This window comes from Streptomyces sp. enrichment culture, from assembly GCF_964273255.1.
In the GTDB taxonomy this organism is placed as follows: Bacteria; Actinomycetota; Actinomycetes; order Streptomycetales; family Streptomycetaceae; genus Streptomyces.
Map to the genome: position 1 here is coordinate 1,176,409 of NZ_OZ186835.1, position 13,117 is coordinate 1,189,525.

Here is a 13,117-nt window from a genome sequence, read left to right on the forward strand (position 1 = left end):
GGTGCCTACAACGGGCCCGGGGTGTCCATCCCCGTCAGGGCTCCGACCGGGTCGGGGTCGGGGGTGCCGCGCGGCCACCAGTCGTCGCGGCCGGGCTCGGACTCGTAGGCGTACCAGAGGTGGTCGCGTCCGAGGCGGAGCTGGACATGGCCGCGCGGGTGGGTGAGACGGTTGCGCCACGGGCGGAACGCGGGCAGGTCGGCGGCCAGGAGCAGCGGGCGGGCCCGGTCGAACCGCCCGGCCGGCGGGTCCCAGGGCTCCTCCAGCGCGTCGAGTCCCGCCGGACCGCCCTGGCGCCAGGCGGCGACCGCGCGGGCCAGATCGGCGGGGCTGCGTCCGGCGGCGGTGGCGAGGGACGCGTACAGGGAGCGGGTCGCCGCGGTGAGCCCGGAACCGGGGCGGGCCGCGGCGAGCCGCACCGCGTCCTGCCACAGCGTGAGACCGCCCACCGGGTCGCGGCCGGTGCTCAGCAGGGCGTGGGCGCGCGCGGCGGCGTCGGTGGCCAGCTGGTCCAGCGCGAACGCGTCCGGCCCGCCCGGCACCCCCGGGTACACCGGCGGCTGTTCCGGGTGCGGGAGCGGCGGCAGCGGCGCGGGGAGCGGCGGCCGGTCGCGCCGGGCGAGGACCTCGGTGGCGCGGACTCCGGGGAGCGGTTCGGGCCGCGTGTCCCGGGCCGCCCGCGCGGCGCTGCGCCGGGACAGGTCGTCGACCACCTCGCGTTCGCCCCTGCCGCGCAGGAGGAGCAGGACGAACGGGTCGGCGTCGAGGAGACGCGCGGTCACGTAGCAGAGCGCGGCGGCGTGCTTGCAGGGGTGACCGGAGTCCGGGCAGCTGCACCTCGGGGCGAGGTCGCCGGGGCCCGGCAGCAGCGGGACGCCGCAGTCGGCGAGGGACTGGGGCATCACCTTGTCCAGCAGGGCGGCGATGTGACCGGGCCGGTCGGCGGCCGCGTCCAGGAACCTGTCCCACTCGGTGTCCGAGAACGTCCGCAGCCGCACCTGCACGCGGTACGGCCGCGGGCGGCTGCCCCGGACGTACGCGAGGACGAGGCCCGGCGTCACGGTGATCGCGTCGACGTGTCCGCGCTGCGCGTACGCCCGTCCCCGCGCCAGTCGCGCGGCGTCCAGCGCGCCCTCCTCCAGCGCGGTCACCCAGGCGTTGCCCCACCAGGTGTCGGCGATGCCGTCCGCGCCGCTCTCGCGGGGCGGGAACGCCGGGAAGGTGCGGCGGTGGTCGCCGTCGCGGTCGGGGGCGGCCATGGAACGGGGCGTGCGGGGCTCCGCGCCCGGGGCGGGCGCACCCATCGGGGCCGCCGTCCCGGCGGACGGCTGCCGCCCGGTGGGCACCGGGGTACCGGGGGCGCCCTCGTCCGGTGGCGGGACCCGGGAGGCTCCGGCGGCTGCGTCCCCCGGGCGCGGTTCAGGAGCCGGGGGCGCGTACGGAACCGAGGGCCCGTCCGGAGCCGAGAGCTGGTCCGGGTCCGGGGCTGCGTCCGGATCCGACGGCATGCGGAAGGCGTCCGCGAGCGCCTCCCGCACCGCCCGGGCCCGCGCGTCGGCCACCCGGTCACCGCGCGAGGAACGGGGCAGCCGGGAGGCCGGGGCGGGTGCGGCTCCCGCGCGACGGGGCGCCGGACGGTCGCCGTGGCGCCCGGCCTCCGCGCGGGCGTGCAGCGCCTCCTGACGGGCCGAACGCAGCGCCTCGCGCGCGATGTCGGCGGGGCGTCGCTCCGGGGCCGCCCCGCCGGTGCGCCCGGCCGGGGCCTCGTCCTCGGCGGCGTCGGGGGCGGGCGGAGGCGGAGCTGCCGGGCCGTCCGATGCGGTGGGGCCGGAGGCGGTCCGGCCGGGAGGCGCCCCGTGGGACGCGGGGGCGCCGGGGGCAGGGGCATCGGCGGGGCCGGGGGCAGGGGCGTCGGCGGGGCCGGGGGCAGGGGCGTCGGCGGGGCCGGGGGCAGGGGCGTCGGCGGGGCCGGGGGCAGGGGCGTCGGCGGGGCCGGGGGCGGTAGGGCCGGGGGCGGGTGTGGGGGGCCGCTGCTCCCCCTCCGCCCGGTGTCCGGCCCCGGTCCGCTCCGCCGGCGGGGCTTCGGACGCGGGGTCGTCTCCGGAGGCCCGGGGGGCAGCCGCGGGCGCCTCGGCGGCGGCCCCGGGCGCCTCGGCGGCAGCACCGGGCGTCTCGGCGGCAGCCCGGGATGCCGTGCCGGCGGTGCCGGGCGTTCCGTCGGCGGAGCCGGACGCGGTGCCCGGGCGGGGCACCGTGCCGGCCCGGTCCGCCGGCGCCTCGCGGGTGCCGGAGGCCGCCGGCACGGCGGTGGCGCCGTGCTCCGCGGCCCCGGGGCGCGGCTCGGCCTCCGTACCCGGCCCGGCCGTCCGCCGGGCACTCCTGGCGCGGCGCAGTGCCTCGCGGGCGACGTCCGCCGGCCGGCTGTCGCCGCGGGCGGGCCCCGGCGCTGCGGTGCTGCCGACGGGGTGTGCCGCGGGGTGTGCGGCCGTGGCCCGGCCGGGCTCCCGACGGTCCTCCTCCCGCCCGCGCGGTCCCCCCGCGCCCGGCGTACCGGTGTTCGAGGCCGGGGCCGGAGCCCTCGAGTCGGCGGCCTCCGCAGCCCGGTGGGCGGGACCGGCCGGCTCCGGGGAGGGCGGGTCCACGGCGCCGGTGTCCGCCGCCGCGCCGGCCACGTCGGCAGGGGCGTCCGCGTCGGGGAACGAGCCCGCCTCCTCGCGTGCCCGCATCGCCGCGCGGGCCGCCCGGAGGGCCTCGCGGGCCCGGTCCGACGGGCGGGGGGCGTCGGCTGCGGAGGGCGGGGTCATGACGGCCTCCTCAGGGAGACCAGATCGGTCAGCTCACGGTCGGTCAGTTCGGTCAGCGCGGACTCCCCGGAGCCGAGGATCGCGTCGGCGAGGGCGCGCTTGGCCTCCAGCATCTCGGCGATGCGGTCCTCCACCGTGCCCTCCGTGACCAGGCGGTGCACCTGGACGGGCTGGGTCTGGCCGATGCGGTAGGCGCGGTCGGTGGCCTGTTCCTCGACGGCCGGGTTCCACCAGCGGTCGACGTGGACGACGTGGCCCGCCCGGGTGAGGTTCAGGCCGGTGCCGGCCGCCTTCAGCGAGAGGACGAGGACGGGGGTGGCTCCGCTCTGGAAGCGGTCCACCATCCGCTCGCGCTCGGCCACCGGCGTACCGCCGTGGAGGAGTTCGACGGGCACCGCGCGCCCGGTGAGGTGCGTGGTGATCAGACGGGCCATCCCGACGTACTGGGTGAACACCAGGGCCGAGCCGTCCTCGGCGAGGACGGTGTCCAACAGCTCGTCCAGCAGGGCCAGTTTGCCCGAGCGCTGGGCGAGCCGGCCGTCGTCCGCCGCCGCGTGGTCCTCCTTGAGGTACAGGGCCGGGTGGTCGCAGATCTGTTTGAGCGAGGTCAGCAGCTTCAGCACCAGGCCGCGGCGCCCCATGCCCCGGGCGGTCTCGATGGCGAGCATCGACTCGCGCACCACCGCCTCGTACAGCGCGGCCTGTTCGCGGGTGAGGGGCACGGGGTGGTCGGTCTCGGTCTTGGGCGGGAGTTCGGGCACGATGCCCGGGTCGGACTTCTTGCGCCGCAGCAGGAAGGGGCGCACCAGGCGGGCCAGCCGCTGGGCGGCCTCGTCGTCCTCGCCGCTCTCCACGGCGCGCGCGTGCCGGGCGCGGAAGGACTTCAGGGGGCCGAGGAGGCCGGGGGTCGTCCAGTCGAGCAGGGCCCACAGTTCGGAGAGGTTGTTCTCGACGGGGGTGCCGGTCAGGGCGACGCGGGCGGGCGCCGGGATGGTGCGCAGGGCCTTGGCGGTGGCCGAGTGCGGGTTCTTGACGTGCTGGGCCTCGTCGGCGACGACCATGCCCCAGCTCCGCTCGGCCAGGGCGGGGGCGGCCGAGCGCATGGTGCCGTAGGTGGTGAGGACGAAGCCGCCGGCCAGGCCGTCCAGGCTGCGGTCGGGGCCGTGGAAACGGCGTACGGGGACGCCCGGCGCGAAGCGGGTGATCTCCCGCTGCCAGTTGCCGAGCAGGGAGGCCGGGCAGACGACCAGCGTCGGCTCGGGGCGGGCCCGCTCGAGGTGGAGGGCGATGAGGGTGACGGTCTTGCCCAGGCCCATGTCGTCGGCCAGGCAGCCGCCGAGTCCGAGGGAGGTCATGAGCTCCAGCCAGGCCAGGCCGCGCAGTTGGTAGTCGCGCAGGGTGGCGGCGAGGCCGGGGGGTGGTTCGGCGGGGCGGACGCCCGCGGTCAGGCGGTCGCGGAGGACGGCGAGCGCGCCGGCCGGGACGGCCTCGACGGTCTCGCCGTCGACCTCGGCGCTGCCGGTGAGGGCGACGGACAGCCCGTCGACCGGGTCGAGCAGGCCCAGATCCCGTTTGCGGGCCTTGCGGACGAGGGCGGGGTCGACGAGCACCCACTGGTCGCGCAGCCGCACCACCGGGCGGTGGGCCTCGGCCAGGACGTCCATCTCGGCCTCGGTGAGCGGGTCGCCGCGCAGCGCGACCTGCCAGCCGAAGGTCAGCAGGTGTTCGCTCTCCAAGAAGGCGCTGCCATCGGTCGCGGAGCCGGGGGCCGGGCGGACGACGGCGGTGGCGGTGAGGTCCTGCGCGAGGTCCCGGGGCCAGTGCACGGCGACGCCGGCCGCGGCGAGCCGGGTCGCGGCGACTCCCAGCAGGTCGGTCAACTCGTCCTCGGACAGGGCCAGTACGTCGGGGACGTCCTGGTCGGACAGCCGGTCCAGCGGCGGCCAGACGCGGGCCGCGCGGCGGACGGCGAGGGCGGCGTCCACCCGGGCCCGCGGTCCGAAGGCGCCCTCGGCCTCGCCCGCCCACAGGGACGCCGCGTCGGCGACCAGGGTCGGGTCGGCCAGGCTGTGCACCTGCACGACCGCCGCGCCCGCGTGCCGGGAGGCGCGGCGGCCCTCCCCCTCACCCGCCGTGTCGCCGGAGCCGTCGAACAGGTCGTACGCCGACAGGTCCAGGCGCAGCGAGACGCGGACGCCCGCGTCCATCCCGGCGGCGACCTCGGCGGCCCAGTCGCGGGCATCGGGCAGGCGCCGGGGCTCCCGGGCGGCGAACGCCGGTCCGCACGCGTGGGCCGCCGCCGGGGAGCGGGGCAGGAGGTCGGCCACGGCGTCCAGGAAGGCGCGGACGAGGGCTTCCGGGCCGGGCAGCCGGATCGGTCCGGGGCCGGGCAGCGGGACGGCGTGTCCCTCCGGGGGCAGGGCGGCGGCCACCGCGCGCAGGTGGGCCACGTCGTCCGGGTCGAGGGGGCCCGCGCGCCAGGCGTCGTGGCCGTCGGCGGTGAGGCCGGGCAGGAGCCGCCCGCGTGCGGTGAGCCGCAGCGCGTGCAGGGCGGCGGCGCCCCAGCAGGCGGTGGCGGGGTGGGCGGCGGGGTCGTGGCGCGCGGCGACCAGCAGCGGCAGGGCCTCGTCGAGGGGGAGGGTGCGGGCGGGTGCGGTGCGACGCCGTACGCCTGAGCCGTGCGGGCGGACGACGGTGAGGGCGGTGGCGTCGGCGCCCTCCGGGCCGGCTGCCTCCGGGCCGGCCGCGCCGTGCGTGAGGTGCGGGTCCCAGAAGGCGACGCGGCCCTCGCGCGGCACCGGCGCGGGCAGGAAGACGGCCGCGAGCCGCACCGGAACCGGGGCCTCGCCCCCGGGGGCGTCCGTCGCCCCGGTGCCGGTCCTCGCCCTGCTGCCGGCCCGTGCACTGTCGCCGCTCATCGCTCCTGTCACCTCCCGCCCTCGTGTGCCCCGCTCCTCCACGTGGGCCCTGTCGGCACGTGGGCCGCGTACCGGTTCACCCGTCCTCGACTCTACGGGCGGGGTCCGACAACGGGGGCGGGCGGCCACCGGGCCGGGGCGCGGGGTGCCGGGCCACGGCCCGGCCCGCCCGCTGCGGCGACGGCCGCACAGGCCGCTCGAGTCGTTCGGGCCGCCCGGGCCGCACAGACCGCCCGGGCCGCTCGGGCCGCTCGGGCCGCCGCCGGACCGGAGCCCCGGTCACGGGCCGGAGGTGGGGGCCCAGGGACCGCTCGACCGTCCGTCAGCGGATCAGGGCACCGTCTCCGCGACGACGTACACCCGGGGCAGGCCGGGCTTGGACCGGTTGACCACGATGTCGTGCGAGGGCGCCGGGTCCTTCCGCTCGCGGGTGAGGCCCGACCAGGCGCCGGGGCCGTCGAACCGCCAGCCGGTGATCCCGCGGTCCCGCTCGTTGATCGGGATCTTGCCCTCGCCGAGGTCGTCCACGGTGGCGCCGAGGCTGGTCAGGAAGGTGTTCAGCCCCGCGTCGGTGGTCTCGAACTCGACGTAGAGGCGGCTGGTCTTCCAGTTGTTGGTCTCGTAGTACGCCACCCACGACGCCGGGTGCGGGATGGGCACCTGGTAGATGCGGCGCTGCACCTTCGACGGCCAGCCCTCGGTCAGGCCGGTGGCCGCGTACTTGGCCGCCTTGTCCTTGCCGCTGGCACGGCTCTGGGCGCCGGAGACCACCAGGTACCCGGCGGGGATGCCGATCAGCAGCACGATGATGAGCAGGGTGAGGGCCCGGCGACGGATCATGTGCCGCCGGTCCTCGGGCGGCCGGGGCCTGCCGGGCGGACCGCTCCGGAGGGGAAGGTCGCCGGTCACATGGCCTCCTTCGCGGTACGGCGCGCCTCCACGTACCGCTCGTAGCGCTCGTACCGCTCGACCCGGCGGCGCTTGGCGCGGCGGAAGCGGCGGGCGACCAGGCGCGCGAGGTCGGCGGCGCCGACCATGCCGGCCTCGGGGCCGAGCTGGGCGCGGACGATGTGCGCCTCGGGACGGTACCCGCGCCCGGTGAGATGACGCTTGAAGGCGTCCCGCGCGGGGCCGATGAGCAGGTCGTCGGCGGCCGAGACGCCGCCGCCGACGACGAAGCAGGAGGGGTCGAGGGCGGCGGCGAGGTTGGCGATGCCGACGCCGAGCCACTGGCCGATGTCCTGGAGCAGCTCGACGCACATCGCGTCGCCGTCCCGGGCCAGCTCGGTGATCATCGGACCGCTGATCTCGGCGATGTTCCCTTTGACGTGCTCGATGATCCCGTAGGCGACCGGCGAGTCGGCGGCGGCCAGTTCGCGCGCCTCGCGGACCAGGGCGTTGCCGGAGCTGTACTGCTCCCAGCAGCCGCGGTTGCCGCACGGGCAGCGGTGGCCGCCGGGCACGACCTGCATGTGCCCGAACTCGCCGGCGACGCCGTACTTGCCGCGCTTGACCTGGCCCTCCTCCAGGATCGCACCGCCGATGCCGGTGCCCAGCGTGATCATCACGAGGTGGTCCTCGCCGCGCCCGGCGCCGAAGCGCCACTCGGCCCAGGCGGCGGAGTTGGCGTCGTTGTCGACCAGGACGGGGACGGCGAGACGGCCGGCGAGGCGGTCTCTGAGCGGCTCGTTGCGCCAGGACAGGTGGGGGGCGAAGAGCACCCGGTTGCGGTCGGCGTCGACCCAGCCGGCCGCGCCGATGCCGACGGCGTGCACGTCGTGCCGGTCGGACAGGTCCAGCACCAGTTCCACGATGGTGTCCTCGACCACTTTGGGGCTCTTGGACTTGTCCGGCGTCTCCGTGCGCAGCTTCTCCAGGATGTTGCCGTCGGCGTCGACGACACCCGCCATGACTTTCGTGCCGCCGATGTCGATGCCCACGGTCGGCACCCGGGGCGCCGACAGGTGTGAGCGTCGCTCCCGGGTGCCGACGGTTCTCAGGACCGGGGCACGGCGGGAGCCGATGGGGGCGGTGAGGTCGCGGTAGGTGCTCATCGGGTGCGATTCTGCCGCACGCGTGGCCCGATTGCGGTACGCGAAAGGTCAGGGTGGTGCGGATCATTTTCCGCCGCGGACCGTCGGTTGCCCGGTGCGGTACGGAGCGTCACGGGACCCCGCCCGGAGCGCGCCGCGGGGCCTCACACCCCCTTGTCCGGACAATATGACCGCTCGCCGCCGGGCGCCGGGCCGACAGGGTGCGGCGGCCCGGGGGTCAGGACCGGACGAGCAGCTGGAACTCGAAGGAGTAGCGGTCGGGCCGGTAGGTGTGGGTGCCGTACTCGACCGCGCGGCCGGTGTCGTCGAAGGTGACGCGCTGCATGGTGAGCAGCGGGTCGCCGGTCTCCTCACCGAGCCGCTCGGCCTCGGTGGCGGTGGCGGCGCGGGCCCCGATGGTCTGACGGGCGCTGTGCAGGGTGATGCCGGCCGCCCGCATCAGACGGTAGAGCCCCGTCGCCTCCAACTGCCCGGTGTCCAGGTCGAGAAGGCCGCAGGGCAGGTAGTTGCACAGGTACGCCATCGGTTCGCCGTGCGCCAGCCGGAGCCGTTCGACGCGGTGCACGTCGACCGCCTCGGGCACACCCAGCGCGGCGGCGATCTCGGCGGAGGCCGTCACCACCGTGTTGACCAGGACCCGGGTCGCCGGGCGCTGCCCCGCGGCCTCCAAGTCGTCGTAGAGGCTGCTCAGTTCGAGCGGGCGCTTGACCTGGCTGTGCACCACCTGGGTGCCCACGCCCCGGCGCCGCACCAGGAGCCCCTTGTCGACCAGGGACTGGATGGCCTGGCGGACGGTGGGCCGGGACAGCCCCAGCCGTGCCGCCAGCTCGATCTCGTTGCCCAGCAGGCTGCCCGGGGTCAGTGCGCCGTGCTCGATGGCCGCTTCGAGCTGCTGGGACAGCTGGAAGTACAACGGGACGGGGGAACTGCGGTCGACGCGCAGCTCCAGCCGGCCGGTCGGGTCCACTCCTGGTTTCGGCACGGCCCGAGCGTAGCCCCGCTGGTGGTTGACGGGAAGTAGTGTAGTTCGGTTGTCCGGACATACGGATTGACAGGGAGGGTCGGGGGCCGCACCTTGATTCCATGCGCATCGGGGTCATCGGTACAGGCCGCATCGGCACCATTCACGCCCACACGCTCAGCAGGCACCGCGACGTCGGCTCGCTGATCCTCACGGATGCCGACCCGGCGCGCGCGCAGGCGCTCGCGCACCGGCTCGGGGAGACGGCGGCGCCCGGGGTGGACGAAATCTACACCTGGGGCGTGGACGCCGTGGTGATCACGACCGCCACGCCGGCCCACGCCGAACTGATCGGCCGGGCGGCCCGCGCGGGCCTGCCGGTGTTCTGCGAGAAGCCCATCGCCCTGGACCTGGCGGGGACGTTACAGGCCATCGCGGAGGTGGAGTCGGCGGGGACGGTCCTGCAGATGGGGTTCCAGCGCCGGTTCGACGCGGGCTACACCGGCGCGCGCGAGGCCGTGCGGTCCGGACGGCTCGGCCGCCTGCACACGGTGCGGGCGATGACCAGCGACGCGGAGCCGCCGCCCGCCGGGTACCTGGCGCAGTCCGGCGGCCTGTACCGGGACACGCTGATCCACGACTTCGACGTCCTGCGCTGGGTGACCGGCCGGGAGGTCGTCGACGTCTACGCGGCCGGGTCGGACGCCGGGCCCGCGGTGTTCCGGGAGGCGGGCGACGTCGACACCGGGGCGGTGCTCCTCACCCTCGACGACGGCACCCTGGCCGCCGTCACGGCGACGCGCATGAACGGTGCCGGGTACGACGTGCGGATGGAGCTGGCCGGGGAGCGGGACCAGATCGTGGTGGGGCTGGACGACCGCACGCCGATCGCGTCCACGGAGCCGACCGGGCCCCCGGCCGCGGACAAGCCGTGGACCGGGTTCCTGGAGCGGTTCGCCCCGGCCTACGAGGCGGAACTGATCGCCTTCGTGGAGGTGGTGCGCGGTGAGCGGGCCAACCCCTGCGACGGACGGGAGGCCCTTCAGGCGCTGCGCATCGCGGAGGCGTGCGAGCTGTCCCGGCGGGAGCGCCGGGCGGTCCGGCCGGCGGAGATCCCCGGCGGGGCGGAGGCGGCCTTCGGCTGAGGCCGGGGACGGCCGTCCCCGGCCGGGGCGGGGCGGCGGCCCCGGCCGCGCCCGTCCCGGCCCGCCGGCCTGGCCCGCCGGACCGGCCCGCCCCCGCGGCGGTCGGTCGGAGGGGGGAGCGGAGCGAGGGTCGGTGGTGAAGCGAAGCGAGGGCCGAGGGTCCGGCGGTCCGGCGGTCCGGCGGTCCGCGATCCGGTGGTCCGGCGGGCGGGTGCTACGACCGCCGGGGCGGGTCCTCCGGCAGGTCCGCGTCGTAGGCCAGCAGGGCGATCTGCACCCGGTTGTTCAGGTCCAGCTTGGCCAGGATGCGGGAGACGTGGGTCTTGACGGTGGCCACGCTCATGTACAGCTCCGCCGCGATCTCCGCGTTGGCGAGGCCCCGGCCGACGGCGACGGCGACCTCGCGCTCCCGCTCGTTGAGGACCGCCATCCGGTCGCGGGCCCGGTCGCGGCGGGTGTCGGCGGCGGTCCCGGCCGCGTGGGCCATCAGCTGCCGGGTGACCGCGGGCGACAGCACGGGCTCACCGGCCGCGACGCGGCGCACGGCGGCGACGATCTCGGCGGGCGGGGTGTCCTTGAGGACGAACCCGGCGGCCCCGGCGCGCAGCGCCCGCAGCACCTGCTCGTCGGCGTGGAAGGTGGTGAGCAGGACGACCTGCGGGGCTTCGGAGCGGCTGCGCAGCTCCTCGGTCGCGGCGAGGCCGTCCACCGTCGGCATCCGGATGTCCATCAGGACGACGTCGGGCCGGGTGCGGTCGACGAGGGCGGCCACCTCCCGGCCGTCGGCGGCCTCCCCGACGATGTCGATGTCGTCGGCGCCGCCCAGCATGAAGGACAGCCCCGCCCGTACCAGCGGGTCGTCGTCCACCAGGAGCACTCTGATCGCAGTCATGGGCGGTACGTAATCACGGGGCGGCGGGGCCGGAACACGAGGTGCCCCCGGCCGGACCGGCACAGGCGTGCGGCGGGCCGCGGACCGCCGCATGCCACGCCGGGGCGGGCCCCGGCGCCCGTCCGCCGCGGGCCGGCCGCGCCGGTGACCGGCCGGCCGGTGGTCACGGCCACGGCAGCCGGGCCCGTACCTCGAACCCGCCGCCGGGGGTGGGCCCGTGCTCCAGGGTGCCGCCGGCCAGCGTCGCGCGTTCGGTCAGGCCGATCAGCCCCTGCCCGGCGCCGGGGACGGGCGGTACGTCGTCGCCGGGAGGGGGATTGGTGACGGACACGGTGAGCCCCTCCCCCGGGCCGCCGGTGACGGTCACCGTGACCTCGGTGCCGGGGGCGTGCTTGCGGGCGTTCGTCAGGCACTCCTGGGCGATGCGGTAGGCGGTGCGGCCGACGACGGCCGGCACGGTGTCGCTCTCGCGGACGTGGAGCGCCAGGACGACCTTCGTCCCGGCCTGGCGGGACTCGGTCACGAGTGCGTCCAGTGCCGCGAGCGTGGGCTGCGGCCGGCCGCCCTCCTCCTGTTCCCCGGCCCGCAGCACCCCGATGATCTCCCGCAGGTCCTGCAGGGCCTCGTGGGCGCTCTCCCGGATCACGCCCGCCGCCCGCGCGATCTCCTCGCGCGGGGCGTCGGGACGGAACTCCAGCGCGCCGGCGTGCACGCTCAGCAGCGTCAGCCGGTGCGCGAGGACGTCGTGCATCTCGCGGGCGATGGCCTCCCGGGCCAGCTGCTGGGCCTGTTCCGCGCGCAGCCGGGCCTCGGTCTCCGCCCGCCGGGCCCGGTCCCGCAGGCTCAGCAGGAGCTGCCGCTTGGACCGGACGAACATGCCCCAGCCGACGACGGCGCCCGTCAGCACCACGAGGAGGACGAGCGAGGCGGTGTAGGGCAGGTCCGGGTCGGGGCGCCACCAGAAGTACAGCGGGACGAGCGCCAGCAGGGCGGCGCTCACCCAGGCCACGGAGCGGAAGGGCCGGTGCACGGCCAGGCTGAACAGGGCGATCATGGCCGCCCCGCCGGAGGTCTCGGAGACGAAGCTGACCGGGACCATGGCGACGGCGAGGCCCAGCGGCCACCGGCGGCGCAGCCAGACGGCGGCGCAGGAGAGCGCGCCGAGCAGTTGGTCGACGGCGATCAGCGCGGGCGGGATGTCGTGGCTGTGCATCAGCGTCTCGGCGCCCAGCAGGCCCACGAGCACGGCCAGCAGGAAGGCCGCGAAGTCGACGATCCAGTCCCGCACGGTGCGCCGGGGACGGCGCCCGGAGGGGCCGGCGCCGGGGTCGAGTTCGTGCAGGAGCGCGGACGGGAAGAACCACCGGCGCCCCGTGAACACCGGGGCGGTCTGCGCCGCCTTGTCACCAGTCACGGTCGACAAATCTACGCAGCGGGCCGGGCGGCGCGCCGCCTCCCGGGCGGTATCGGATACCGAAGTCGCGGCGGCACGGACTTTCGTCGCACCGGCCGCCGCGGATCATGATCCTTCGTCGCCCCGGGACCGTCCCCCGGCCGATCCGGGCGGGGGCGCGACCGCGCGAGGGTCGACGGCATGAAGCAGACGCTGGAGGTCCTGGGTTTTCTCGCCGTGGTGCAGGGGCTGGCCGGTCTCGTGAGCGAGTTCACCAACTGGCGCTGGGGGGTGGTGCAGCGCCTCGGCTTCCTCGACGGCCACGAGCTCTACGCGAGCATCGCCCTGCTGGTGCTGGGCGGTGCCCTGTTCGCCGCCGCGGAGAGCCGGGCGTCCGGCTGACCGCGGCGTGCTGAACGGCTCCCGGCCGGGAGCCCGCCGGGAGCCGGTGCCCTGACCGGTCCGGACCGGTCAGGGCCGGTCCGGACCGGTCAGGTCCGGTCAGGCGTCCTCCGGGAGCTCGAACGCGCCGTACTCGGGGCGGCCGGCCGGGGCGTAGGTCTGGATGGAGACGCCGGTGCCGGTGACGCTGCCGCCGGTGCGGCGGAAGGCGGTCGGCAGGAAGCCCTCCTCGAACAGACGGCGCCCGGCGCCCAGCACGACGGGGAAGGTGACCAGGTGCAGGGCGTCGACCAGGTCGAGGGCGAACAGCGACCGGGCGAGGGCCGCGCTGCCGTGCACCTGAAGCTCCCCCTGGGTGCGCTCCTTGACCGCCGCCACCTCCTCGACGAGCTCACCGGTGAGCACGGTCGTCGGGGACCAGTCCGGGTCGGTGAGGGTGCTGGAGACGACGTACTTCGGCAGCGTGTTGAGCGGCCCCGCGATCGGGTGGGCGGGGTCCGCCGGCTGCCGTTCACGCCGGTCCGGTCCGGTCCGCGCGGTCGCCGTCG

8 protein-coding genes and 2 pseudogenes are annotated in these 13,117 nt (G+C 76.8%); 2 read left to right on the forward strand and 8 right to left on the reverse strand.

What is annotated here, in order from left to right; genetic code table 11:
• Positions 1-5: 5 nt before the first annotated feature.
• The 5 genes and pseudogenes from ACSU53_RS05120 to ACSU53_RS05140 form a co-directional block, all read right to left on the reverse strand.
• Positions 6-1,760 (reverse strand): annotated as a pseudogene (locus tag ACSU53_RS05120) (SWIM zinc finger family protein); the annotation flags it as partial.
• A 1,040-nt stretch (positions 1,761-2,800) separates the two neighbouring features.
• Positions 2,801-5,722, reverse strand: coding sequence for a DEAD/DEAH box helicase (locus tag ACSU53_RS05125; protein ID WP_437025007.1), 2,922 nt, complete (start codon positions 5,720-5,722; stop codon positions 2,801-2,803).
• Between the two features lie 330 nt (positions 5,723-6,052).
• Positions 6,053-6,631 (reverse strand): sugar kinase, encoded by a 579-nt coding sequence (locus ACSU53_RS05130; protein WP_437025009.1) that lies wholly within the window; start codon positions 6,629-6,631, stop codon positions 6,053-6,055.
• Positions 6,628-7,776 (reverse strand): ROK family glucokinase, encoded by a 1,149-nt coding sequence (locus ACSU53_RS05135; RefSeq protein ID WP_437025011.1) that lies wholly within the window; start codon positions 7,774-7,776, stop codon positions 6,628-6,630. Before ACSU53_RS05135 ends, ACSU53_RS05130 begins: the two co-directional genes overlap by 4 nt.
• 217 nt (positions 7,777-7,993) lie before the next feature.
• Positions 7,994-8,743 (reverse strand): GntR family transcriptional regulator, encoded by a 750-nt coding sequence (locus tag ACSU53_RS05140; RefSeq protein ID WP_437033031.1) that lies wholly within the window; start codon positions 8,741-8,743, stop codon positions 7,994-7,996.
• A gap of 116 nt (positions 8,744-8,859) precedes the next feature.
• Here ACSU53_RS05140 and ACSU53_RS05145 point away from each other — a divergent pair, with 116 nt between their 5' ends.
• Entirely contained in the window at positions 8,860-9,882 is a 1,023-nt protein-coding gene (locus tag ACSU53_RS05145) for a Gfo/Idh/MocA family protein (protein ID WP_437025013.1), read from the forward strand.
• 214 nt (positions 9,883-10,096) lie between these two features.
• On the opposite strand, the gene ACSU53_RS05150 is transcribed toward ACSU53_RS05145, so the two are convergent.
• Together ACSU53_RS05150 and ACSU53_RS05155 are read right to left on the reverse strand one after the other, a co-directional pair.
• Positions 10,097-10,774, reverse strand: a complete 678-nt coding sequence (locus ACSU53_RS05150; protein WP_437025015.1) for a response regulator transcription factor — start codon at positions 10,772-10,774, stop codon at positions 10,097-10,099.
• 163 nt (positions 10,775-10,937) lie between these two features.
• Complete coding sequence (locus tag ACSU53_RS05155; RefSeq protein WP_437025017.1) at positions 10,938-12,188, reverse strand: histidine kinase; 1,251 nt, start codon at positions 12,186-12,188, stop codon at positions 10,938-10,940.
• Positions 12,189-12,368: 180 nt separating this feature from the next.
• On the opposite strand from ACSU53_RS05155, the gene ACSU53_RS05160 reads away from it, so the two are divergent.
• A complete protein-coding gene (locus tag ACSU53_RS05160) occupies positions 12,369-12,569 on the forward strand; it encodes a hypothetical protein (protein WP_437025019.1) in 201 nt (66 codons plus the stop codon).
• 99 nt (positions 12,570-12,668) lie between these two features.
• Here ACSU53_RS05160 and ACSU53_RS05165 read toward each other — a convergent pair.
• Positions 12,669-13,088, reverse strand: a pseudogene (locus tag ACSU53_RS05165) (dihydrofolate reductase family protein); the annotation flags it as partial.
• Positions 13,089-13,117 lie beyond the last annotated feature (29 nt).

Bases quoted from the DNA above. Each gene is read 5' to 3' on its own strand.
- ACSU53_RS05135 (WP_437025011.1), bottom strand. From the start codon at position 7,776: ATGAGCACCTACCGCGACCTCACCGCCCCCATCGGCTCCCGCCGTGCC.
- ACSU53_RS05145 (WP_437025013.1), top strand. From the start codon at position 8,860: ATGCGCATCGGGGTCATCGGTACAGGCCGCATCGGCACCATTCACGCC.
- ACSU53_RS05150 (WP_437025015.1), bottom strand. From the start codon at position 10,774: ATGACTGCGATCAGAGTGCTCCTGGTGGACGACGACCCGCTGGTACGG.
- ACSU53_RS05160 (WP_437025019.1), top strand. From the start codon at position 12,369: ATGAAGCAGACGCTGGAGGTCCTGGGTTTTCTCGCCGTGGTGCAGGGG.
- ACSU53_RS05125 (WP_437025007.1), bottom strand. From the start codon at position 5,722: ATGAGCGGCGACAGTGCACGGGCCGGCAGCAGGGCGAGGACCGGCACC.